21 protein-coding genes are annotated in these 22,007 nt (G+C 71.2%); 12 read left to right on the top strand and 9 right to left on the bottom strand.

Features of this window, described 5'->3' with window-relative positions; translation table 11 throughout:
• The first annotated feature begins 122 nt into the window (after positions 1-122).
• The 3 genes from AB0Q90_RS13285 to AB0Q90_RS13275 are packed head-to-tail and all read left to right on the top strand — an operon-like array spanning position 123 to position 4,257.
• Positions 123-2,945: a cation-transporting P-type ATPase gene (locus tag AB0Q90_RS13285; RefSeq protein WP_363161933.1), complete on the top strand. Its 2,823-nt coding sequence runs from the start codon at positions 123-125 to the stop codon at positions 2,943-2,945.
• Positions 2,942-3,601 carry a TrkA family potassium uptake protein gene (locus AB0Q90_RS13280; protein WP_363161932.1) on the top strand — a complete coding sequence of 220 codons (660 nt, stop codon included), beginning with the start codon at positions 2,942-2,944 and terminating at the stop codon, positions 3,599-3,601. Before AB0Q90_RS13285 ends, AB0Q90_RS13280 begins: the two co-directional genes overlap by 4 nt.
• Positions 3,598-4,257 (top strand): TrkA family potassium uptake protein, encoded by a 660-nt coding sequence (locus AB0Q90_RS13275; RefSeq protein WP_363161931.1) that lies wholly within the window; start codon positions 3,598-3,600, stop codon positions 4,255-4,257. Before AB0Q90_RS13280 ends, AB0Q90_RS13275 begins: the two co-directional genes overlap by 4 nt.
• A 103-nt stretch (positions 4,258-4,360) precedes the next feature.
• On the opposite strand, the gene AB0Q90_RS13270 is transcribed toward AB0Q90_RS13275, so the two are convergent.
• The 4 genes from AB0Q90_RS13270 to AB0Q90_RS13255 all read right to left on the bottom strand — a co-directional run bounded on the left by AB0Q90_RS13270 (position 4,361) and on the right by AB0Q90_RS13255 (position 6,698).
• Positions 4,361-4,783, bottom strand: a complete 423-nt coding sequence (locus AB0Q90_RS13270; protein WP_363161930.1) for an Hsp20/alpha crystallin family protein — start codon at positions 4,781-4,783, stop codon at positions 4,361-4,363.
• A gap of 124 nt (positions 4,784-4,907) precedes the next feature.
• Entirely contained in the window at positions 4,908-5,492 is a 585-nt protein-coding gene (locus tag AB0Q90_RS13265) for a hypothetical protein (protein WP_363161929.1), read from the bottom strand.
• Complete coding sequence (locus tag AB0Q90_RS13260; protein WP_363161928.1) at positions 5,489-6,187, bottom strand: CBS domain-containing protein; 699 nt, start codon at positions 6,185-6,187, stop codon at positions 5,489-5,491. Before AB0Q90_RS13260 ends, AB0Q90_RS13265 begins: the two co-directional genes overlap by 4 nt.
• A 46-nt stretch (positions 6,188-6,233) precedes the next feature.
• On the bottom strand, positions 6,234-6,698 hold the full coding sequence (locus AB0Q90_RS13255; protein WP_363161927.1) for a cyclic nucleotide-binding domain-containing protein: 465 nt from the start codon (positions 6,696-6,698) through the stop codon (positions 6,234-6,236).
• Between the two features lie 300 nt (positions 6,699-6,998).
• On the opposite strand from AB0Q90_RS13255, the gene AB0Q90_RS13250 reads away from it, so the two are divergent.
• Entirely contained in the window at positions 6,999-8,906 is a 1,908-nt protein-coding gene (locus AB0Q90_RS13250; RefSeq protein ID WP_363161926.1) for a PAS domain S-box protein, read from the top strand.
• A gap of 7 nt (positions 8,907-8,913) precedes the next feature.
• On the opposite strand, the gene AB0Q90_RS13245 is transcribed toward AB0Q90_RS13250, so the two are convergent.
• The gene (locus AB0Q90_RS13245) at positions 8,914-9,906 is read right to left on the bottom strand and encodes a GerMN domain-containing protein (protein WP_363161925.1); all 993 of its coding nucleotides are present in this window, start codon (positions 9,904-9,906) and stop codon (positions 8,914-8,916) included.
• 150 nt (positions 9,907-10,056) lie between these two features.
• Between AB0Q90_RS13245 and AB0Q90_RS13240 the strand changes: the two genes are divergently transcribed.
• Entirely contained in the window at positions 10,057-11,004 is a 948-nt protein-coding gene (locus AB0Q90_RS13240; protein WP_363161924.1) for an ABC transporter ATP-binding protein, read from the top strand.
• Positions 11,001-12,593, top strand: coding sequence for an ABC transporter permease (locus tag AB0Q90_RS13235; protein WP_363161923.1), 1,593 nt, complete (start codon positions 11,001-11,003; stop codon positions 12,591-12,593). Before AB0Q90_RS13240 ends, AB0Q90_RS13235 begins: the two co-directional genes overlap by 4 nt.
• A 127-nt stretch (positions 12,594-12,720) precedes the next feature.
• Here the strand turns inward: AB0Q90_RS13235 and AB0Q90_RS13230 are convergent, their stop codons facing one another.
• The 3 genes from AB0Q90_RS13230 to AB0Q90_RS13220 form a co-directional block, all read right to left on the bottom strand.
• Entirely contained in the window at positions 12,721-13,161 is a 441-nt protein-coding gene (locus tag AB0Q90_RS13230) for an SRPBCC domain-containing protein (RefSeq protein WP_363161922.1), read from the bottom strand.
• An 89-nt stretch (positions 13,162-13,250) separates the two neighbouring features.
• Complete coding sequence (locus tag AB0Q90_RS13225) at positions 13,251-13,589, bottom strand: helix-turn-helix transcriptional regulator (RefSeq protein ID WP_363161921.1); 339 nt, start codon at positions 13,587-13,589, stop codon at positions 13,251-13,253.
• The gene (locus tag AB0Q90_RS13220) at positions 13,586-14,050 is read right to left on the bottom strand and encodes an SRPBCC family protein (RefSeq protein WP_363162094.1); all 465 of its coding nucleotides are present in this window, start codon (positions 14,048-14,050) and stop codon (positions 13,586-13,588) included. The genes AB0Q90_RS13225 and AB0Q90_RS13220 overlap by 4 nt, the downstream gene beginning before the upstream one ends.
• A gap of 221 nt (positions 14,051-14,271) precedes the next feature.
• Between AB0Q90_RS13220 and AB0Q90_RS13215 the strand changes: the two genes are divergently transcribed.
• The 6 genes from AB0Q90_RS13215 (at position 14,272) to AB0Q90_RS13190 (ending at position 21,589) form a co-directional block, all read left to right on the top strand.
• Positions 14,272-15,702, top strand: a complete 1,431-nt coding sequence (locus AB0Q90_RS13215; RefSeq protein WP_363161920.1) for a family 43 glycosylhydrolase — start codon at positions 14,272-14,274, stop codon at positions 15,700-15,702.
• Between the two features lie 38 nt (positions 15,703-15,740).
• Positions 15,741-17,081, top strand: coding sequence for an extracellular solute-binding protein (locus AB0Q90_RS13210; protein ID WP_363161919.1), 1,341 nt, complete (start codon positions 15,741-15,743; stop codon positions 17,079-17,081).
• Positions 17,082-17,136: 55 nt separating this feature from the next.
• Positions 17,137-18,015 (top strand): sugar ABC transporter permease, encoded by an 879-nt coding sequence (locus AB0Q90_RS13205; protein ID WP_363161918.1) that lies wholly within the window; start codon positions 17,137-17,139, stop codon positions 18,013-18,015.
• Positions 18,015-18,929, top strand: a complete 915-nt coding sequence (locus AB0Q90_RS13200) for a carbohydrate ABC transporter permease (RefSeq protein WP_363161917.1) — start codon at positions 18,015-18,017, stop codon at positions 18,927-18,929. Before AB0Q90_RS13205 ends, AB0Q90_RS13200 begins: the two co-directional genes overlap by 1 nt.
• 5 nt (positions 18,930-18,934) lie before the next feature.
• Positions 18,935-19,960, top strand: coding sequence for a LacI family DNA-binding transcriptional regulator (locus tag AB0Q90_RS13195; RefSeq protein ID WP_363161916.1), 1,026 nt, complete (start codon positions 18,935-18,937; stop codon positions 19,958-19,960).
• A 117-nt stretch (positions 19,961-20,077) separates the two neighbouring features.
• A complete protein-coding gene (locus tag AB0Q90_RS13190; RefSeq protein ID WP_363161915.1) occupies positions 20,078-21,589 on the top strand; it encodes a glycoside hydrolase family 32 protein in 1,512 nt (503 codons plus the stop codon).
• Between the two features lie 47 nt (positions 21,590-21,636).
• Here AB0Q90_RS13190 and AB0Q90_RS13185 read toward each other — a convergent pair whose 3' ends face one another.
• Entirely contained in the window at positions 21,637-21,855 is a 219-nt protein-coding gene (locus tag AB0Q90_RS13185; RefSeq protein WP_363161914.1) for a hypothetical protein, read from the bottom strand.
• Positions 21,856-22,007: the final 152 nt, after the last annotated feature.

Genomic DNA, 22,007 nt, shown 5'->3' with positions numbered 1-22,007 from the left:
CGAACGGTCCCGTCGTCGGCGGTGGGCCGGTCCGCCCCTCGCGCGGCCCGGGTGGCCCATGGCCCGCCCGTCGGCCCCGGCGGAGCCTGGAAGCCGGAGTCGTCGTACGCACTGGGGGTCCCGTGCCAGGTCACCTCGTCGCCGGCGTTCCGACGGACTCCGCCCGTGCGGCGGAGGTACCGCCGGGCGCCTCGTCCGTGCCGGTCCAGCGGCTGCGCCCGCACGAGGTGTTCGGCGCGTTCGACACTTCCCCGCGCGGGCTGTCCGCCAGGGAGGCGGCCCTGCGGCGGGCGCGGTACGGGCCCAACGAGTTGCCCCGTCCCCGCCGCAAGGGGCTGTGGCGGCGGTTCGCGGCCCAGTTCACCGATCTGTTCGCGGTCGTCCTGCTCGCCGCGTCGGCCCTGACGTTCCTCGCCTACGCCCTTCAGGACCCGCATGATCCGGGCAATCTCCAGCTGGCCTTCGCGATCCTGGGCGTGGTCGTGCTCAACGCCGTGATCGGGTTCGCCCAGGAGTACTCGGCCGAGCGGACCGCGCAGACGCTTCAGGCCATGGTTCCGCACACCTGTCAGGTGCTGCGGGACGGGGAGCGGCTGGAGCTGCCCTCGGGTGACCTGGTGTCCGGCGATCTCGTCGTGCTGGAGGCCGGGGACGCGGTGTCCGCGGACTGCCGGGTTGTCGAGGCGCACGGTCTGTCGGTGAACAACGCATCGCTGACCGGGGAGAGTTCGGCCGTCGGCCGGGTGACGGAGCCGAGTGCCGCGGCCACCGCCCTGGAGTCCCGCAACTGCGTCTTCATGGGCACCACGGTGGTCTCCGGGTCGGGCAAGGCGGTCGTCCACGCGACCGGCGCGGCCACCGAGTTCGGCCGGATCTTCCGGCTCACCGACGCGGCGCCGCGGCAGAAGACGCCGCTTCAGCGCGAGGTGGCCGTGATGGCGCGGCGCGTGTCGGGGCTGGCGGTCGCGATCGGGGCGGGCGTGTTCGCGCTGCGCCTGCAGACGGGACAGCCCGTGGTGTCGGCCTTCGTCTTCGCGCTCGGCGTGATGGTCGCGATGGTGCCGGAAGGGCTGCCGGCGACGCTGTCCGTGTCGCTGGCCATCGGCGTCCGGCGGATGGCGCGCCGCCAGGCCCTCGTCAAGCGCCTGCTCGCGGTGGAGGCGCTGGGTTCCACCACCGTCATCTGTACCGACAAGACCGGCACCCTCACCCAGGCCGAGATGACCGTCACCCGCGTCTGGGCCGAGCTGACCTGGCACGAGGTCTCGGGGGTCGGCTACGCCCCGGTCGGCGAGGTGGCCGACGCGGGGCCCGTCCGTGACCTGCTGCGCAGCGCGGCGCTGTGCGCGGACGCCCGGCTGGTGCCGCCGGCCGGATCCGCGGGCTGGCGGGTGCTCGGCGACACCACGGAGGGCGCGATCCTCGTCGCGGCCGCCAAGGCCGGCCTGGACCTGGCCGCGGAGCGGGAAGCCGCCCCGCGGATCGGGGAGTTCCCCTTCGACGCCGTGCGCAAGCTGATGAGCACGGTCCACCGCGGCCCCGAGGGAGCGGTCCTGTGCGTCAAGGGCGCGCCGCAGGAGCTGCTCGCCCGCTGCACCCGGATACGGCTCGACGGGACCGTGCGGCCGCTCACCGAGGAGCTGCGGGCCACCGTTGCCGCCGCCGACGACGCGATGGCCGGCGGTGGACTGCGCGTCCTGGGCGTCGCCGTGCGAGGGGTGCAGGACGTGCCGGCGGATGCGCAACGGGCCGAGTGCGGCCTGACGTTCCTGGGTCTGATCGGCATGCTCGACCCGCCCAGGGCCGAGGTGTCCGCCGCCGTGCGGGCCTGTCACCGGGCCGGGATCCGGATCGTGATGCTGACCGGGGACCACCCGCTGACGGCGGAGGCGGTCGCGCGCCGCGTCGGCATCGTCACCGACCCCTCCCCCACGGTGGTGACCGGCTCCGAACTGGACACCATGGACGGGGCCGCGCTCGACAAGCTGGTCTCGGCGCCGGGGCAGCTGCTGCTGTGCCGGGTCAGTCCGGAGCACAAGATGCGGGTCGTGACGGCGCTCCAGGCCCGGGGCGAGGTCGTCGCGGTCACCGGGGACGGGGCGAACGACGCGCCGGCGCTCAAGCACGCCGACATCGGCGTGGCCATGGGCGCCGGCGGCACGGACGTGGCCCGGGAGGCGTCCGAGATGGTGCTGCTCGACGACTCGTTCGCCTCCATCACCGCCGCGGTGGAGCTGGGCCGGTCCGTCTACCGCAACATCCGCAAGTTCCTCGCCTATCTGTTCAGCCACAACATCGCCGAGCTGGTGCCGATCCTCGCCGCGGCGTTCGCCGGTTTCCCGCTGGTGCCGCTGACGGCCGTGCAGATCCTCGCCATCGACCTCGGCTCCGACGTGCTCCCGGCGCTGGCCCTCGGCGCGGAGCCGCCCGAGCGGGACACCATGGACCGGCCGCCCCGCGCCCGCCGCGAGCGGCTGTTCTCCGCCGCACTCGTGCGTCGCTTCCTCTTCCTGGGGACCGTGATGTCGATCGGCGTGTGCACCGTGTTCTTCTGGCAGGTGAACTCCTCCGGGATCCCCTACGACGACTTCACCGCCGACGATCCCGCCTACCGCAAGGCCATCACGCTCACCCAGGCGGCGATCGTGGTCGGCCAGTTCTTCAACGCCCTGGCCGTGCGCACCGACCGGCTGAGCGTGTTCAGTACCGGGTTGTTCTCCAACCCCCGGCTGATCGCGGCCGGTTGCTTCGGCATCGGCCTGATGGCCGCCATCAGCTACGCGCCCCCGCTCCAGGAGGTGTTCAACACCGCGCCCCTCGCGCTCACGGACTGGGCCGTCCTGGTCTGCTTCGGGGTTCTGCTGCTGGCCGCGGAGGAGGCCCGCAAGTGGTGGGTGCGCCGCACCCCGGCCACCATCGAGAGGGAGAAGGAGGCAGCGCCATGAGAGTCATCGTGGTGGGCTGCGGCCGGGTCGGTTCCGCCCTGGCCTCGCAACTCGTGGCCGAGGGCCACGACGTCCGGGTCATCGACCGCGACCCGGGGACCCGGCGGCTGCTGCCCGCGGGCTTCGGCGGCCAGGTCCTGCACGGCAACGGCTTCAACCGCACCCTGCTGGAGGCCGCGGGCATCGAACTCGCCGACGCGTTCGTCGCCGTCACCTCCGGCGACAACACCAACATCGTCAGCGCCCGCACGGCGAAGGAGACCTACCGGGTGCCGATCGTGCTGGCCCGTATCTACGACCCCCGGCGCGCCGACATCTACCGCGATCTCGGCATCCCGACGATCGCCAGCGTCCGCTGGACGGTGCACCAGCTGCATCAGATGCTGCTGCACCGCCATCTGACCCCCGAACTGCACTTCGGCAACGGCGAGACGCTGCTGCTGCGCTCCCGGCTGCCCGACTACCTCACCGGCCGGCGGCTGGGCGATCTGGAGGTCGACGGCGAGATCCGGGTCGTCGAGGTGACGCGCGGCGGCCGGTCGTTCCTGCCCACCACCCACTCGGCCGCCGAGTCGGACGACCTCGTCACGTTCGCGGTGGCCGCCGACGCGCTGGGGCGGCTGCGCGGCTTCCTGGACAAGGAGCTGGGCACATGAAGGTCATCGTCGCCGGGGCGGGCCGCCTCGGCACCCAGATCGCCCAGGTGCTGGGCGGCGCCGGCAACCAGGTGGTGCTCGTCGAGCAGGACGAGGACCGTGTCGCCGACCTCCGGGCCCGTCGACTGCCCGTCGAGCTGTGTGTCGGGGACGCCTGCGAACCGAGCGTGCTGGAGGGCGCGGGCGCCCACAGTGCCGACCTCGTCGTCGCCACCACCGGGGAGGACGAGGACAACCTGGTCATCAGCCTGCTCGCCAAGCGCCAGTTCGGGGTGGCCCGGGTCATCGCCCGCGTCAACGACGAGGACAACGCCTGGCTGTTCACCTCCCGCTGGGGCGTCGACACCGCCGTACCGGCCGCCGCGCCGCTCGTCTCGCTGGTCGAGGAGGCCACCAGCGCCACCGACACGGTGCCCCTGCTGCGGTTGAGCAAGGCGGGGGTGAATGTGCTGGAGACCACCATCGGCGCGCACTCGCGTGCGGTCGGCCGCACGCTCGCGGAACTCGCCGTGCCGCCGGACATCGTGGTCGCCACGGTCGTTCGCGACGGTGACCCGCTGCCCCCCGCGCCGGATCTCAGGCTGCGCGAGGGCGACGAGATCCTCGTGGTCTCCCACGCGGCCACGGAGAGCGCGGTCCACGCCGTCTTCCAGTGACACCGCGGGCCGACCTCAGGGACGGCGGGCAGACAGCAACGTGTGCGTGACCGGGGGTCTCCCCGGCCGCGCACACGGCGTGCGGCTCGGCGCGCGACGGCGCTCAGACGGACCGCACCGGCACGGTCCTGGTGCCCGTCTTCTTCTCCGGCACCGGAACCGTGATCGTCAGGACACCGTCCTTGTACTCCGCGGTGGCCTCCTCGCCCTTGGCGCCGGCCGGCAGCTGGACCGAGCGGGCGAACGTGCCGTAGCGGAACTCGGTGTGGTGCTTCTCCTTGGTCTCCTCGGTGCGCTCGGCGCGCAGCGTGAGCAGGCCCTCCGTGATCGTGATCTCGACGTCCTTCGCGGGGTCGATGCCCGGAAGCTCGGCCCGCAGCACGTACGTTCCGTCCGTCAGGTGCTCCTCGATGCGGATGCCGTGTGTCCCCGGAATGGTGTGGGCAGCGGGGAACCCGCCCTCGACCCAGCCGAACAGGTCGGGAAGCATCGGCCAGCCGGGCAACCGCTCGATCATGCCGCTCATGTCACCCTCCTCTTCAATTCGTCCCACTTTCAGGGTCCCGTCGCGGGGCAGGGGCGCGCCTGGGCCGACCGGTCCTGCCGAGGGCCCAGTCGGCCCTGGCGGCGCGCTGCGTCGCGCGTCTGCGTCAGCCGTTCGTCCTGTTGTGCCACTGCGGGCCGATCCGGGCCCATTCCGTCTCCCAGTCCCGCAGGCGGCGCCGGTCCAGGCAGATACGGGCGAGCCGCCCGCAGCCGACTGCCGTGCCCGCGGCGATCAGACCGACCGAGGCGCCGACCAGGACCGGCTGCCAGCGCAGGTCCAGGGTGCTGGGCGGCGGGGCGACCAGGGTGCCCGCGGCGTCGGTCCACACGGTGGCCGTGCTGCCCGCCGCGCTGCCCGGCTCGGTCCTCGCCCGGCCCGTGTGTGTGACGCCGTCGGCGTCGGTCCAGCGCACCTTCGCCCACACCGTGCTGTCGGTCAGACCCTCTCCGGTCGTGACCGGGGTCTTGGGCGCGTCCTCGGTGAGCACGGCGGACACCGGGTGTGCCCGGGCGCGTCGCTCGGCGAGACCGTCGGCCACCGCTGCCCCGGTCGCCTGTGCCGCGGCCAGGCCGCCCAGCAGGGCGAGCACCCAGGTGGCCAGCACGATCCAGGCCTCCGCACGGTCGCTGCGGCGCCGCAGGGCGTTGCGCCGCCACCGCCACAGCCACCGTTTCCTGGTCCTGGTCATGGTCGGCGCCCCTCAGTGCCCGTCCCGGCGCCGTCGTCGGCGAGGTCCGGGTCCAGGGCGGGACGGCGGCGCGGGCCCAGCAGTTCGCAGTCCACGCCCACCACGCCCTCGACGGCCCGCGCCAGGCGTGCGGCGACGGGCACGAGCGTCGTACTGCGCACGCGCCCGGTGAGCCGTACGACCCCCTGGTGGACCTCCACATGGACGGCGTCGGACGCGTCGGGGAAGAGGAACGCGACGACCTCGCCGCGCACCTCCCGCTCGATGGAGGCATCGTCACGCAGGAACACCTTCAGCAGGTCGGCCCGGCTGACGATGCCCTTCAGCACGCCGTTCTCGTCGACCACGGGGAGCCGTTTGATCCCGTGCTGCGCCATGGTCCGGGCGGCTCGTGCCAGGGTGTCGTACGGGTCGGCGGTGACGGCCAGTGCCGTCATCAGATCCACGGCCGTGCGCGCCCCGGCCTTGGTCGGGCCGACGGGCCGGCCGGGGCCGACGCCGTGGGCTTCCTCCTTCACCAGCAGATCGGCCTCGGAGACCACGCCCAGCACTCGATTCGCGTCGTCCACGACGGGCATGCCGCTGACGTGCCACTGCCGCATGGTCCTGACGATGTCCTTGAACGCCGCCCCGCGCCGGACGGCCACGACCCGGTGGGTCATCACGTCGTTCACGATGGTGGGGGTGGCGTCCATGGTGTCCTCCGGCGAGGGTCCGGTGCGATCGGCGCCGGGACGGGGGTCAGGCCCGGGTCTCGCTGCCGTAGGGGGTGTCCAGGTCGAGCAGGCGGGCGCGGGTGGCCGTCAGACGCCGGGCCTCGGCCTCGGCGACCCACAGCGCGACCGCGCGGCCCATCGCGGGATCGTCCGCGCACATCCGGCGTACGGCCGCGGCGTGGAACTCGTGGGCGTGCACCGGTCCCACCGTCTGCGCGCCGAACCGCCACCGGTACGACGGGGACAGCCAGGACCAGCCGAGCAGTTCGCCGCAGCCCAGCGTCTCCAGTGCGACCGGACGGCGGCCGGGGGGCCGCACGTCGAGAGTCACGGCGCCGGACCGCACGATCCAGAAGAGGCCGGCCCGGGAGCCCTCGTCGAACAGACGGGTGCCGGCCGGATAGCGCGCCTCGTGGGCCAGGCCCATCAGACGCCCGCGGTATTCCGCGGAGAGCGTCCTGGTCAGCCGGGGTGTGATCGCGGTCGTCATGATGCGTCTCCTCGCATGCCGACGGGCGCGGCCGTCGTGGCGGGCGTACGTCTCCTCTCCTCAGCGTGGGCGACGGGCGCGGGCGGGGCATGAGCCGAGCGGCCCTGTTCCCGGGGCCCAGTGGGCATACCGCTGAGGCGGGCACCGGAATACGGTCCCGCTGCCGCTTCGATCCGCCCACGTTCCGGTCCGACAGCGGTCAGGATCGACCCGTGGACGGAGAGTAAACGACATCCGGGCGCGGACGCGGCACGAAGGCGCTGGTATGGCTCCACCACTGAGGATGGGGGTCGAGCGCCTATGACCGAGACCGTCGTGACGGAACCGGTACGGACCGCCGGAGCGACCGACGAGGAGCGCTTCCGCAGCCTCCTGGAAGCCGCCCCGGACGCCATGGTCATCGTCGACGACACCGGGATCATCAAGCTCGTCAACGCCCAGACCGAGGCCCTGTTCGGCTACCTCCGGGAGGAACTGCTCGACCACCCCGTCGAGTTGCTCGTACCGCACCGCTTCCAGGGCCACCACACCCGGCACCGCGCCGGCTACTCCGCCAACCGCCAGGTGCGGCCGATGGGCGCCGGTCTTGAGCTGCACGGACTGCGCAAGGACGGCACCGAGTTCCCCGTCGAGATCAGCCTCAGCCCGCTGCAGACCCCGGACGGGCTGCTGGTGTCGGCCGCCGTCCGGGACGTCAGCGACCGCAAGGCGGCCGAGCGGCGGATCAACGAGCTCGCCGCGCTGGTCGAGTCGTCACAGGACGCGATCCTCGCCAAGACCCTCGACGGACGCATCACGTACTGGAACGCGGCGGCGCAGCAGTTCTACGGCTACACCGCCGAGGAGGCCATCGGCCGGCACGTGTCCTTTCTCGCCCCGCCGCAGTGCCGGGACGAGGTCAGGGCGCTGCTGCGGCGGCTGCGGCGGGGCGAGAAGGTCGAGCGCTTCGAGACGCTGCGCGTCACCAAGTCCGGTGACCTGCTGGACGTCGACGTGACGCTGTGGCCGACCCGGGACACGGACGGCACGGTGGTCGGGGCGTGCGCCATCGTGCGGGACATCAGTGAGCGCAAGCGGGCGGAGGCCGAACTCACCGCCCTGTACGAGCAGCAGCGGCGGATCGCCCTCACCCTGCAACGCAGCCTGATGGGCACGCCGCCGGCCATCCCCGGGCTGGCCACCGCGAGCCGCTACCGGCCCGCGACACAGGGCGCCGGCGTGGGTGGCGACTGGTTCGACCTGGTCCCGCTGGGGGCCGGCCGGGTCGGGGTCCTGATCGGCGATGTCATGGGGCGAGGCCTGGAAGCGGCCGCCGTCATGGGCCAGTTGCGCTCGGCGGCACACGCGCTGGCCAAGACCGGCATCCAGCCGCGCCGGCTCATGCAGGCCCTGGACGCCTGTGTCGCCGACCTCGATGTCCCCGACCAACTGGTCACCTGCTGCTATCTGGTGATAGCGCCGGACGCCGGCACCGTCACCGTCTGCTCGGCCGGGCACCTGCCGACGCTCGTCGCCGTGCCCGGCGAGGGGGTGCGGCAACTGCCCGCTCCCGTCAACGCCCCGCTCGGCGTCGGCGGCGTCCTCTACCAGCAGTCCTGCACGGCCGTACCGGCGGGCGCGAGCCTGGTCCTGTACACCGACGGCCTGATCGAGACTCCCGACAGCGACATCGAGAGCAGACTGCACGAACTCACGTCGTTCCTGGAGGAGTTCTTCACCGAGCGGTCCTGCCTCGAATCGGCGGCCGACCATCTCCTGGCCGGTCTGGTGCCCGATCCCGAGAGCCACAACGACGACGTCACCCTGCTGCTGGCCCGGCTTCCCGCCCCGCCACTGGCCACCTTCGCCGCCGAGTTCCCCGCCGTGCCGTCCGCCGTGCCCGACGGCCGCGTGCTGCTCGGCAAGGCCCTCGTCGACTGGAACTGCACCGCGACGGCGGACGACGCCCTGCTGCTGGTGTCCGAGATCCTGACCAACGCCGTGCAGCATGCGGAAGGCCCGCTCGGCCTCCACGCCCGACGCACCGCCACCGACCTCACGGTCGAGGTCAGCGACCGCAGTCCGCACCTCCCCCAGCCCCGGCAGGCGGCCGAGAACGAGGAGTCCGGGCGGGGCCTGCTCCTCGTCCGCACGCTGGCCGACAGTTGGGGGGTGCAGCCCACGGACGAGGGGAAGACGACGTGGTTCTCGCTCAAGCTGGAGACGTGACCTCCGATCACCGCTTGACGTTCAGGTGCACGACGTCCTCGATGACCGCATGACCGTCCTCGGGGGAGTCCCACCACGCCGTGAGCGTGCCGGGACCCGAGCGGGTCGCCTGGTAGGGGATGGTCATGTCGAACGTGCCCCGCGTCCCGCTCCCCGAGGTCGCCAGGCCGTAGACGCTCGCCGCCGTGCGCCCCGCGGCATCGGTGATCTTCAGCCGGAACGTCGCCTCGAAGGTGTTGGCGCTCCCCCACACCCGTACGGGCGTGCGGACGGTGTCGCCGATCAGCGGCGACTCGACCAGGACGAGCGGCACGAGGTCCTCGAAGTCGGCGCGGCCCACGGGCTTGTTGAGGACGACGCCCTCGCCGCCGAAGGCCGTCACCGGCTTGCCGTCCAGCTCGAACTGCACCTTCTCGATGGCGGGGAAGCGGGTCGCGGTGAACACCACCTGGGCGAGCCGGGCCCGCATCGACAGGCTTCCGCCGCCGTCGTCGTAGCGCCCGGACAGGTCCACCGTGGCCACCTTCCGGTGCACGGCAAGGGAGTTCAGCGTCGTGCCCGAGGGAATGGCGGTGGTGTGCTCGTGGCCGCGTTCGTAGCCATTGGGGCCGGCCAGCAGGGCTCGCAGGGCGTTCGCGGCGGTGCTGGGCGCGGTCACGGTGCGCGGGGCGGGCGAGATCTTCTCACCCTGCATGAAGTACACCGCCGTACGCACCTGGCGCGGTTCGCCGCCGGGGCCGGACGGCGTCGCGGAAGGAGTGCGGGTCTCGTCCGGGGCGGGTGATGTGGGAGTGCCTCCGGTTGTGCCGCCGTTGGTGCCGCCGTTGGTGCCGTCGGGGCTCGACGCGCTGGGCCGGCCGGTTCCGGGAGTGGTGTCCGGGGCGCTGTCGCCGTTGCCGCACGCGGCCGCCGCGGATGACACGAGGAGGGCCACGGCAGCCAGGAGGGTCGGTCGCCGCAGCCGGTGGGACGTGTGCCAGGTGGAGATCTCGGTACGCATGGCTCCTCCTCCGACGCTTCCAGGGAACACCCTGGCCGCGCAGGTACCAAGGGCCGTACGGCCCAGGTGACGGGCCGCCCGGGACGTTCGGCCTCTGCCGTGCCGCCGCCCGTTCCGAGATCCTCGGAAGGAGCCGACACAGGAGGGTCCATGTCCACTGTTTCCGCACCACGACGCCGCAGCGTTCCCGACGGCACGGACGCCGCCGCCGTACGCGCCTCGGGATTGGTGAAGACCTTCGGACCGACCCGCGCCCTGGACGGGCTGGACCTGACCGTGGCCGAGGGCGAGGTGCACGGCTTTCTGGGGCCCAACGGCGCGGGGAAGACCACGACCATCCGTGTCCTGCTCGGGCTGTTGCGGGCCGACGCGGGTGAAGTGCGGCTGCTGGGCGGCGATCCCTGGCGCGACGCCGTCGCCCTGCACCGGCGTATCGCGTATGTGCCGGGCGACGTCAGTCTGTGGCCCAAGCTCACCGGCGGGGAGATCATCGACGTCTTCGGTCGGCTGCGCGGCGACCTCGATCCGGTCCGGCGGGACGAGCTGCTGGAGCGGTTCGAGCTGGACCCCACGAAGAAGGCGCGCACCTACTCCAAGGGCAACCGGCAGAAGGTGGGACTGGTGGCGGCGCTGTCCTCCCGTGCCGAGCTGCTGCTCCTGGACGAGCCGACCTCGGGCCTGGACCCGCTGATGGAGAACGTCTTCCAGGACTGCATCAGCGAGGTGAAGGCGGAGGGCCGCACGGTGCTGCTGTCCAGCCACATCCTGGCCGAGGTGGAGGCCCTGTGCGACCGGGTCAGCATCATCCGCGCGGGCCGCACGGTGGAGAGCGGCACGCTGGCCGAGCTGCGGCATCTGACACGCACCTCGATCGACGTGGAGACGGTCCGCGAGCCCACCGGCCTGAGCACGCTGACCGGCGTGCACGATCTGCGCGTCGAGAACCACCGGGCCCGCTTCGACGTCGACACCGACCACCTGGACGACGCGGTGCGCCGGCTCACCGACTTCGGCATCCGCACCCTCACCAGCCAACCACCCACGCTGGAGGAGCTGTTCCTGCGCCACTACGGCGACGAGCAGGGAGAGCGCTCATGACCCGGTCGACGGAGCTCACCGGCACGGGCACGCTCGTCCGGCTGATGCTGCGCCGTGACCGCATACGCGTCCTGGTGTGGACGGTGGCCGTACCCCTGCTGGTGCTGCTCACGGCGGCCAGCGTCAAGGGCCTGTACCCCACGCAGCACGATCTCGACGTGGCGGCCGAGGCCAGCGAGGACAACGCCGCGGCGATCGCCTTCAACGGGCCTCCTCTGGCGCTGGACACGCTCGGCGGCGAGGTGGCTTTCCAGGTCGGTGCCTCCGGGCTGGTCATGGTCGCCCTCATGAGCATCTTCATGACCGGACGCAGCACGCGGGCCGAGGAGGAGGCCGGCCGCGCCGAGCTGATCCGCTCCCTGCCGGTCGGCCGCCACGCGAACGCCGCCGCCACGCTGCTCGTCGTGGCCGGCATGAACGTGGCCGTCGGTGGCGCGGTCGCCCTCGGCCTGCTCGCCATGGACCTGCCCACGGCGGGTTCCCTTGCCTTCGGCACCGCACTGACCTTCCTCGGGCTGATGTTCGCCGCGTTCACCCTCGTCGCCGCCCAGATCTCGGAGAACACCCGGGTCGTGCACGGCAGCACCGGGGCCGTGCTGGGCGCGGCCTTCGTCCTGCGGGCGGTCGGGGACGTCGGCGACGGCACCGCGTCGTGGTTCTCCCCCATCGGCCTCGTCCAGAAGTCCCGTCCGTACGCGGGCGAACGCTGGTGGCCCCTCCTCGTCGCGGCCGTCGGTGTCGGCGCCGCGCTCACCGCAGCGGTCGCCCTGGCCGACCGGCGTGACGTCGGCGCGGGGCTCGTCCCGCCCCGGCCCGGCCCGCCGCGCGCGGCACCCGGACTCGGCCGGCCGCTCGGTCTGGCGCTGCGGCTGCAACGCGGCAGCCTCATCGGCTGGAGCTGCGGTGTGTTCCTCACCGGCCTCGCCTACGGCTGGGTCGCCGCCGACGTCGAGGACTTCATCGGCGACAACGAGACGATGGAGGACCTCGTCGCCCAGTTCGGGACCGCCGACCTGACCGACTCCTATCTCGCCCAGTCCCTGTTGATCGTCGCGCTCATCGGTACCGGTTTCGCCGTCCAGTCCGCGCTGCGCCCGCAGGGCGAGGAGACCGGGCTGCGGGCCGAGCCGCTGCTGGCCACGCCGGTCTCGCGGGCCCGCTGGATGGGCAGTCACCTCGCGGTGGCGCTGGCCGGAAGCGTCATCGTGCTGGCCGTCGCGGGCCTCGGCACGGGTCTCGCCTACGGCGCGACCGGCGGCGGATGGGATCAAGTCCCCCGGCTCACCGGCGCCGCACTCGCCTACACGCCCGCGCTGTGGCTCGTCGTCGGCCTGGCCATCGCGCTGTTCGGGCTGCTTCCCCGGGCCGCGGTCGCCGCGTGGGCTTTCCTGATCGTCTGCTTCGTCATCGGCCTCCTGGGCGGAGTCCTCGACCTGCCCGCCTGGGCCAGGGACGCCTCCCCCTTCGAGCACATCCCGCACCTGCCCGCAGACGACGCGACCATCGCCGCTCCCCTGCTGCTCACCGCGCTCGCCGCCGCCCTGACGGCAGCCGGCCTGGCGGGCTTCCGACGGCGGGACGTCGGCTAGCCGGTGCGCCGGCCCGCTCAGCGGCGCGGGGCCGTATCCATATGCGGCTCCGCCCCGTGGGCGCGGCCAGCCACAACGGCGCCGCGCACGACCGACGGCGCACATCGCGGCGCTACCGGCGGAGCGCTCAGTGCCAGTTGCTGATCCTGACGTCGTGCGGGGCGGGCTCTCCCTTGCCGGTTTCGACCAGCTTCTTGAGGCTCATCAGGAAGGTCGCCCACTTCGTGCTGCAGTGGTACATGAACTCCACCGGCTCCTTCCAGCCCTCGTGCCGGAACAGCACGATCGTGAACTCGCCTTCCTGCTTGAGGTCGAACCGAACGTGCGTGCCGATCCACTCCTCGGGGCCGTCGACGACCTCCCAGAGCACGCGCTCGGCGGGCCGGGCCTCCAGTACCTTCATGTCGAACCCGCCGGGCTCGAAGCGGAACCGGAGCACTCCCCCGACCTCAGCGTCGCCGTCCGTGTCCTGCGTCCACCAGCCGGCCAGCCCGTCGACCGTGGTCAAGGCGGCGTAGACGTCACCGGGGGACGACGTGATTCCGATCCTGTGCAGGATGTCCACCATCTCACTGCCTCTTTCTCGTCCATGCACCCCGCAACGGGGCGCGGTTCATCGGCGCCGCCCACGGATTGGCGACATTCGTTTCTGCGGGGTCAGCCCTCCTGGCTGCGCTGAATCGCCTCGGCGATCCGCTTGATGCGCTGCAGCCGGGCGTCCCAGGCGGCCCCGACCGACGACAGTTGCGCGACGGCACGGGCGAGCTGCGCCTCGTCCACCTGGTAGCGGCGCTCGCGTCCGGACGGGGTGACGTGGACCAGCCCGACGCGGTCGAGCACGCCGAGGTGTTTGGCGACCGCCTGCCGCGTGACCGGCAGTTGCTCGCTCAGCGTGGTCGCCGTCCCGCCGCCGCCGGTCAGCAGCAGGTCGAGCATCCGCCGGCGGGTCGGGTCTCCCACCGCCGACCAGAGCTCGTCGTCGATGGTGAGGCTCATGGCGTCGACACCAGTCGGGCCACATAGGTCACGAGGCGCGGCAGGAAGTGGTCCCAGCCGGTGACGTGTTCGCGGTACTGCTCTTCGAGCACGGCCGCCTCCCAGCCCTTCTCCCGGAACCCCGTCTCGCTGAAGCGCAGCAGCGTGCCCGTGCCCGACGGGACCAGATCGAAGGTCACCAGGAGCGAGTTGGCCGGGGTGGCCACCTCGCTCTCGTCGTACACCCAGCGGAAGGAGAAGCGCCGGGGCGGATCGGCCTCGATCACCGTGACGGGGACGACCATTGCGTCCGGCGCACTCCTGTCGCCGAACGAGATCACGCCGGTGGCTCCGGGCACCGGATCGAGCTCCGCTTCGTCGGGCCACCACTCCCGTAGGTGTTCGGGCTTGCTGACGACCTCGTAGACCACCTCGGGCGTGGCCTCGATGCGAATCTCCCGCTCAATGCTGCCGTACTCCATCCGGCTCACCCATCTCTCGCAACCTTTGGTTGCGTATGACTTTAGAGCGCCACCACCGGATGCGCAACCTTTGGTTGCTCTGGAACGGACGCGGCCGGAGACCCTTTCTCAACGTCCGGAACTGGACCTTCACGCAGAACAGGCAACCTCTGCTCAAACGCTTGACCAAGTGTTACGCCGACTTTACGCTCCTGCTCAAACGTTTGAGCAAGGGGGTCGCGGTGCGACAGCGCGTTTTCTTCCAGCCATCCGACGGCTGGGTGGGGGATGTCATTCCGTTCGAGCAGGACGGTGAGCTCCGGCTCTACTACCTGCACGAGCGGCGGGAGACTCCGAAGCCCGGTACCCCGTGGTCCCTCGTGACCACGCGGGATCTGGTGCGCTTCGAGGACCACGGGGTGGCTCTGGCGCACGGCACCCCCACCGAGGCCGACTTCAACGCCTACACCGGCAGCGTGGTCCGGGACGCCGACGGCGTGCACCACCTCTTCTACACGGGCCAGAACCCCGAACGGACCGGCGCCGACGGGCAGCCGCTCCAGCTGGTCATGCACGCCACGAGCGTGGACGGCATGCGTACGTGGGTGAAGCACCCCGAGCACACCTTCGGCGCCACGGACGGCTACGAGACCGCCGACTGGCGCGACCCGTTCGTCTTCCGCGACGAGCGCCACGGTGTGTGGCGGATGCTGATCGCCGCCCGCCACCGCACCGGCCCCGCACGGCGCCGCGGCGTCATCGCCCAGTGCGTGTCGGCCGACCTGGTGACCTGGGAGCCCGCCGAGCCGTTCTGGGACCCGCGCCGCTACATCACCCACGAGTGCCCGGAGGTCTTCCGGCTCGGCGACTGGTGGTACCTGGTCCACTCCGAGTTCTCCGACGCCTTCGCCACCCGCTACCGCATGGCCAGGAGCCCCGACGGCCCCTGGCTGACGCCGGACCGCGACACCGTCGACGGCCGCGCCTTCTACGCCGCCAAGTCGGCGGAGGTGGCCGGACGCCGCTTCTTCGCGGGGTGGATCGCGACCCGCGAGGGCAACACCGACGACGGCGCCTGGCAGTGGGCCGGCACCCTGTCGGTGCTGGAGGCGGTGCAGAACGCCGACGGGACGCTGGGCTTCTGCGTCCCCGCCGAGATCGTCGCGACGTTCGACGAGGACATCCCGGCAGGCCTTCCGCCCACAGCACTTGAGGCACCGGACGGCTTCGCGTGCGCCGTCGGCACCGAGCCGATGCCGGACCAGTACTACGTCCGCGCGGAACTCGACATCGCCCCCGGCACCACGGAGTGCGGACTGCTGCTCAGGGCGAGCGCCGACGGCGACCACGGCTATCTCGTCCGGCTGGAGCCGAAGCGCGGCCGGATGGTCCTCGACCGCTGGCCCCGCCGCGGCACGGGGGATGCCCAGTGGCAGATCTCCGGTGACGTGCCCTTCGTGATCGAGCTCGAACGGCCCGCCGACCTCGGCGGCGAGTCCCACACGCTCGAAGTGATCGTCGAGGACGACATCGCCGTGGTCGTCCTGGACCGCCAGGTCTGCCTCAGCACCCGGCTGTACGACGGCACCCAGGACCGGCTCGGGATCTTCGCGGGCGAAGGCTCCGTGAAGGTCCGCGATCTCCAGGTGCGCCGACGCGCCACCACGCAGTAACCCCCAGCGAAGCGGAACCCGTTCAAAGGAGAACGCCGATGAACAGAGCCCTCAGGTCGGCCTGGGTGACGTCAGCTGTCGCCTTCGCCCTCACGCTCGCCGGATGCGGCGGCAGCGGCGGTACGAGCCCCTCGGACGTCAACCCCTCGGGCAAGATCGAGCCGCGGGAGATCTCCTGGCTGCTCTCCCGCCCGGCGGACGGCGCGGTCATCCAGACCATGACCGAGATCGCCGACGAGTACGCCGAGGACCACCCCGGGTTCGAGCTGAACCTGATAACGACCCCGGACCGCCCGTCGTACATCCAGAAGTACGAGACGCTCGCCGCCGCGGACAAGCTGCCCGAGCTGTTCGACACCGACGCCACGCCGTATGCGCAGAAGCTCGCGAAGCAGGGCCGCATGATGGACGCCGCCAAGCTGCTCAAGAGCCTCGGGATCTACGACACTTACCGCAAACCGGCGCTGGACTACCAGCGCTTCGACGACGGCTCGCTCTACATGATCCCCTTCGAGTACCAGCTGGAGTTCTTCTGGTACAACAAGGCGCTGTTCACCAAGGCCGGTGTCGAAGTGCCCGAGTCGCTCGACGACTTCCCGGCCATGTGCACCGCGCTGCGCAAGGCGGGCGTCACCCCGATCGCGCTGGACGGTCAGGACCAGTGGCCGCTGGAGCGGTACGCCGCCTACCATCCGTTCCGCACCACAGGCCCGTCGTACGTGCGCGAACTGAAGCAGAACAAGGCGAAGTTCGGCGATCCGGCCGGGCTGCGGGCCGCCGAGTGGCTGAGCGCGCTGGGCAAGGCCGACTGCTTCGCCGAGGGCTTCTCCTCCACCGGCTACGCGGACGCCCAGAACCAGTTCACCACCGGCAAGGCCGCCGTCTACAACATCGGCACCTGGGAGCTCAGCAGCCTCGCGACGACCGAGCTGAACGAGGCCGTGCGCGACGACGTCGACTTCTTCACGCTCCCGACGACAGCCGGGTCGGCGACCGCCGCCAACGAGTTCGTCGCCCCCTCCGGCATCGGCATGGCGGTCAACGCCCGCACCTACGACCCGCTGGTGCGCGACTTCTTGAAGTTCGCACTCACCGAGTACCCGAAGCGGTACGCCGCCACGGGCGAGCTGTCACCGACGACGAACGCCGAGACGGCCGTACCCGAGAACGCCACGCCGCTGTACGAGCGTGCGGTCGCCGCGGCCGACGAGGTCGGCGCCGAGCTCGCCATGCCGTGGGACACCCAGCTCGACCCCACCACCAACACCCGGCTCCAGCGCGAACTGGTGCTGCTCGTCCAGGGTGATGCCTCCCCGTCCGACTTCGTCTCGACGATGGACGCCGCGCTCGCGCAGAACGCCCCGAAGTACTTCAAGTGATCCCAGCCGGCGGGGGTGCACGCCCAAACCCGCACCCCCGCCCGGAAAGGCCGTCATGCTTCCCAACCGCTCCAAGTTGTCGGTCGCAGTCTTTCTCCTTCCGCCCCTGCTCCTGTACGGCGTCGCTGTGCTGCTGCCGATCGTGCAGTCGCTGGTGCTCAGCTTCTTCTCCTGGGACGGCATCACCGACATGGAGTTCGTCGGGCTGTCGAACTACCGGTTCATGCTGTCCGGCGACACGACGTTCTGGACCACCTTCACCAACCAGCTCGGCTATGTACTGGTCTGCCTGGTCCTCCAGCTCGGCGGCGGGCTCGCCGTGGCCAGCCTGCTCGCCTCCCTCACCCGCGGCCGCGAGCTGCTCAAGGTGCTGTACCTGCTGCCCGCCGTGATCTCGACGATCGCCATCGCGTTCCTGTTCCAGCGCATCTACTCGATGGAACCGGTCGGGCTGCTCAACGAGCTGCTGCGCGCCGTCGGACTCGGCAGCCTGGAACGCCCCTGGCTGTCCGACACGAGCACCGTGCTGGCCGCCGTATCCGCCCCGGAGGGCTGGCGGTTCATCGGCCTGTACACGGTGATCCTGTACGCCGCCCTGCTCACCGTGCCGAAGGAGATCGAGGAGGCCGCCCGGCTCGACGGCGCCAACCAGTGGCAGATCTTCACCCGGATCCGGTTCCCGTACATCCGCCCGGTGTGGATGACGACGACGATCATGGCCACCACCTACGCGCTGCGCGGGTTCGACATCCCGTACCTGCTCACCAACGGCGGCCCCGGCCAGTCCTCCGAACTGGTCACCACCTACATGTACAAGACCGCGTTCACCAGCACGGACTTCGGCTACGCGAGCGCCATGTCGGTGTTCATCGTGATCGAGTGCCTGGTCGCCGTCGGTCTGATCCTGCTCGTTCTGAGGCGGAAGGCCGTCTGATGTCCACGCAGACCTTCACCCGCACCCGTGTCGCCCCGGCCAAGGACGGCACCCGCCCGCCGGCCCCGCGCCGCCCTGCCCGACGCCGCCCGGACGTCTACCGGGTGCTGTCCCGGGTGCTCGTCGCCGCCCTGGTCGTCGTCCAGGTGTATCCGCTGGTGTGGCTGTTCCTCACCAGCGTGCGCGACGAGCAGGACTTCGCCTCCGGCAACCCCTTCGGGCTGCCGACCACCTTCACCCTCGACAACTACACGCGGGCGTTCGAGCAGGGCGACCTCGGCCGGTACATCCTGAACAGCCTGATCGTCACCGCCGGCGCGGACGTGCTGATCGTGGTGTGCGGGATGATGGGCGCCTACGCGATCCAGGTGCTGGGCTTCCGGTTCAGCAACGCGGTGCGCGCCATGTTCCTCATCGGGATCATCGTGCCGGTGCAGATCGCGCTCGTCCCGCTGTTCATCGACTACACCGAGGTCGGGCTGCTCGACACCTACCCGTCGATGATCATCCCGCTGGCGGGTTTCTCGCTGCCGATGGCGATCTACCTGTTCTCGTCGTTCTTCCAGTACATCCCGCGGGAGACCTACGAGGCCGCCTCCCTCGACGGCGCCGGGCCGTACCGGATCTTTCTGCAGATCACGGCGCCCATGTCGGTCAACACGATCGTCACGGTGGTGATGGTCAACAGCATCTTCATCTGGAACGACTTCATCTTCGCCAATACGTTCGTACTGTCGGAGGACCTCAAGACGATCCCGCTGGGGCTGCAGAATTACATCGGCGCGATGGGCAAGACCGACTGGACGGCGACCTTCGCCGCCGTATGCATCACCGTGACACCGCTCCTGCTTGTCTTCCTGGTGCTCAACAAGGCCATGATCTACGGACTGGAGAGCGGAGCGAACAAGGGATGAGGCAGATGGACGAGAGCACACCACGAGCCGTCACCATGCGCGATGTCGCGCAGGCCGCCGGGGTGTCGGTGTCCACCGTGTCCCACGTCGTGAACGACAAGAAGGGCGCGCGGATCGGCAAGGACGCCCGGGAGCGGGTCCAGCGGGCCATCCAGGAGCTCGGCTACCGGCCGAACGCGATGGCCAAGGACCTGGTCAAGGGCCGCTCCCGGTTCATCGGGCTGGTCGCCGACGCCATCGCCTCCACGCCGTTCGCGGGACAGATCATCCGCGGCGCCCAGGACGAGGCCTGGAAGCACGGCTATGTGCTGCTCGTCGCCAACACCGAGGGCAACGCGGCGGCCGAGACGGAGGCCATCGCCATGATGCTGGAGCACAAGGTGCGCGGCGTCCTGTACTCGGCCTGGTACCACCGGGAGGTCAAGCTGCCCGCCGCGCTCACCGAGACCGACTGCGTCCTGGTCAACTGCTTCGCCTCGGACAGCGGCATCCCCGCCGTGGTGCCGGACGAGATCGCCGGCGGCCGGCAGGCGACGCGGATGCTGCTGGCCGAGGGCCACCGCCGGATCGGCTTCATCAACACCACCACGCCCTCGCCGGCCCACGACGGCCGCCTGGCCGGCTACCGCGAGGCGCTCGCCGAGGCCGGCGTGCCCTACGACCCGGGCCTGGTCGTCGACGCCCAGCCGGACCAGGAGGGCGGCTTCGAGGCGGTCGGCCGGCTGCTCGACCAGCAGGTGACCGGCGTCTTCTGCCACAACGACCGGGTCGCCATGGGCCTGTACGACGGGGTGCGCGAGCGCGGTCTGCGCGTGCCGGACGACCTGGCCGTCGTCGGCTTCGACAACCAGGAGGTCATCGCCGCCCATCTGCGGCCCCCGCTGTCGACCGTCGCCCTGCCGCACTACGAACTCGGCCGCGTCGGCGTACGGCTGCTGCTCGGCCTCCACCGGCCCGCCGACGGCGAGCGGGTGGCCGTCGACTGCCCGCCGGTACACCGCTCCTCGGTAACCGCCGCCCCCCGCGGCTGACGCTCCCCGACACCCGCCTGCCCACCGCACGTGGACGGGCAGCTCCGTCCTGCCCGCGTACCCGCTCTCGGTTGCGCCGCTCCACCGATCCCGATTCCGACAGGAAGGATCCGCACCGTGCCGAACCCCTCCCGACGCACCGTCCTACGGGCCGTCACCGCCGCCACACTGCTGGGCGCGGCGACCCGCATCCCGGCCGCGGCAGCCGCCGGGCCCTCGCTGCGCGCCGTGTTCCACATGACCCCGCCGTCCGGCTGGCTCTGCGACCCGCAGCGGCCGATCCACACCGGCGGCGCCTACCACCTGTACTACCTGCACAGCGCCGAGAACAACGCGCCGGGCTGGTGGCAGCACGCGACGACGACGGACAACGTCACCTTCACCGACCAGGGCATCGGCATCCCGATGGGAACCGACTTCCCCGTATGGACCGGCTCCGGGGTGGTGGACACCGCCGACACGGCCGGGTTCGGCGCCGGCGCGATCGTCGTCCTCGCCACCCAGCCCACCGGCGGCGACCGGTACGACCAGGAGCAGTACCTGTACTGGTCGACCGACGGCGGGTACACCTTCACCGCCTACGGGCCGCCGGTCATATCCAACCCCGACCACAACGACTGGTTTCGCGACCCGAAGATCCACTGGGACGCCGTGCGGAACGAATGGATCGCGGTCATCGGCCGCTGGCAGTCGATGTGGTTCTACACCTCGCCCGACCTGATCAACTGGACGTACAAGTCCACGTTCAGCTACACCACCCCCAACATCGGCGGCATGGAGTGCCCCGACCTGTTCGAGATGACCGCCGACGACGGCACCGGCCACTGGGTGCTCGGCGCCAGTACCCAGGGCGACTACAGCGGCCGACCCGACACGTTCGCCTACTGGACCGGCACCTGGAACGGCACCTCCTTCACCACCGACAGCCGCGACCCGCAGTGGCTGGACTGGGGCTGGGACTGGTACGCGGCCGTCACCTGGCCCAACGCCGCCAACCCGGCCACCAGCCGGTTCGCGATCGCCTGGATGAACAACTGGCACTACGCGGCCCGCGATGTGCCGACCGATGTCACCGACGGCTACAACGGCCAGATGTCCGTGGTCCGCGAACTGCGGCTGGCCAAGCAGCCGGGCGGCTGGTACTCCCTGCTCTCCCAGCCCGCCTCGACGCTGCAGAACCACGTCACCCGCACCCTCACCCCGAGCGACGTCACCACCGCCGGGAGCGTCGACCTGCCGTACCAGGGCTCGTCCTACCAGCTCGACCTCGACATCGGCTGGGACCAGGCAATCAACGTGGGCGTGTCGGTCGGGAAGTCGGCGGACGGCACTCGCCACACCAACATCGGCGTCTTCCAGGGGTCCGTCTACGTCGACCGGCGGCCTTCCGACCGGCCCGCCTACTCCTTCGGCTCCTACGGTCAGAGCAACGCGCCCATCGACCCGGCCGCACGGTCCGTGCACCTGAAGGTCCTCGTGGACAAGCAGAGCGTCGAGGTCTTCGTCAACGCCGGGCACACCGTTCTGTCCCACCAGGTGTACTTCGATACGGGTGACTCCGGGATCTCCGTCTACGCGGACGGGGGCACGGCGACGTTCTCCGGCATCACCGTCCGAGAGTTCGGCTGACGGCATCCTGCACAGGCCCGCGGGCGGGAGATCCGCCTGCACCAGCACTACACCGTGCTGTTCCAGTCGTAGGGTCCGCCGCCGCGCCAGTCGATCAGTTCAGGATCGTCGATCGCCGTGTCGGTGGCGGGCAGGCCCCCGCGGTGCAGGAAGTCCAGCACGTCGAAGAGGCTGTAGGCGGTGCCCATGCGCTCACCATGGATCGTCACCCGCCGTCCCCCGTCCTGCGCAGGCGGGAGCACCACTACGGGAGGGCGCACGTCCATGACTCCAGCGTGCCACGCCGGATGCGGGCACAGCGATCCGGCCTCGGCCTGCCTCTGCCGGCAAGGGCCGGAATGTGTGCGGTTTGGGGGCCGAACGGCTCTTCGGGCAGCCCGCCCGACCTCTCCCCCGCAGGTCCCCCCGGTCCCTAGTG

Source organism: Streptomyces sp. NPDC079141 (assembly GCF_040686775.1).
Lineage (GTDB): Bacteria > Actinomycetota > Actinomycetes > Streptomycetales > Streptomycetaceae > Streptomyces.
The sequence above is the reverse complement of the archived record's forward strand: the minus strand, read 5'-3'. Positions and strand labels throughout refer to the sequence as shown.

Bases quoted from the DNA above. Each gene is read 5' to 3' on its own strand.
- AB0Q90_RS13280 (WP_363161932.1), top strand. From the start codon at position 2,942: ATGAGAGTCATCGTGGTGGGCTGCGGCCGGGTCGGTTCCGCCCTGGCC.
- AB0Q90_RS13275 (WP_363161931.1), top strand. From the start codon at position 3,598: ATGAAGGTCATCGTCGCCGGGGCGGGCCGCCTCGGCACCCAGATCGCC.
- AB0Q90_RS13270 (WP_363161930.1), bottom strand. From the start codon at position 4,783: ATGAGCGGCATGATCGAGCGGTTGCCCGGCTGGCCGATGCTTCCCGAC.
- AB0Q90_RS13265 (WP_363161929.1), bottom strand. From the start codon at position 5,492: ATGACCAGGACCAGGAAACGGTGGCTGTGGCGGTGGCGGCGCAACGCC.
- AB0Q90_RS13260 (WP_363161928.1), bottom strand. From the start codon at position 6,187: ATGGACGCCACCCCCACCATCGTGAACGACGTGATGACCCACCGGGTC.
- AB0Q90_RS13255 (WP_363161927.1), bottom strand. From the start codon at position 6,698: ATGACGACCGCGATCACACCCCGGCTGACCAGGACGCTCTCCGCGGAA.
- AB0Q90_RS13250 (WP_363161926.1), top strand. From the start codon at position 6,999: ATGACCGAGACCGTCGTGACGGAACCGGTACGGACCGCCGGAGCGACC.
- AB0Q90_RS13245 (WP_363161925.1), bottom strand. From the start codon at position 9,906: ATGCGTACCGAGATCTCCACCTGGCACACGTCCCACCGGCTGCGGCGA.
- AB0Q90_RS13240 (WP_363161924.1), top strand. From the start codon at position 10,057: ATGTCCACTGTTTCCGCACCACGACGCCGCAGCGTTCCCGACGGCACG.
- AB0Q90_RS13235 (WP_363161923.1), top strand. From the start codon at position 11,001: ATGACCCGGTCGACGGAGCTCACCGGCACGGGCACGCTCGTCCGGCTG.
- AB0Q90_RS13230 (WP_363161922.1), bottom strand. From the start codon at position 13,161: ATGGTGGACATCCTGCACAGGATCGGAATCACGTCGTCCCCCGGTGAC.
- AB0Q90_RS13225 (WP_363161921.1), bottom strand. From the start codon at position 13,589: ATGAGCCTCACCATCGACGACGAGCTCTGGTCGGCGGTGGGAGACCCG.
- AB0Q90_RS13220 (WP_363162094.1), bottom strand. From the start codon at position 14,050: ATGGAGTACGGCAGCATTGAGCGGGAGATTCGCATCGAGGCCACGCCC.
- AB0Q90_RS13210 (WP_363161919.1), top strand. From the start codon at position 15,741: ATGAACAGAGCCCTCAGGTCGGCCTGGGTGACGTCAGCTGTCGCCTTC.
- AB0Q90_RS13205 (WP_363161918.1), top strand. From the start codon at position 17,137: ATGCTTCCCAACCGCTCCAAGTTGTCGGTCGCAGTCTTTCTCCTTCCG.
- AB0Q90_RS13200 (WP_363161917.1), top strand. From the start codon at position 18,015: ATGTCCACGCAGACCTTCACCCGCACCCGTGTCGCCCCGGCCAAGGAC.
- AB0Q90_RS13195 (WP_363161916.1), top strand. From the start codon at position 18,935: ATGGACGAGAGCACACCACGAGCCGTCACCATGCGCGATGTCGCGCAG.
- AB0Q90_RS13185 (WP_363161914.1), bottom strand. From the start codon at position 21,855: ATGGACGTGCGCCCTCCCGTAGTGGTGCTCCCGCCTGCGCAGGACGGG.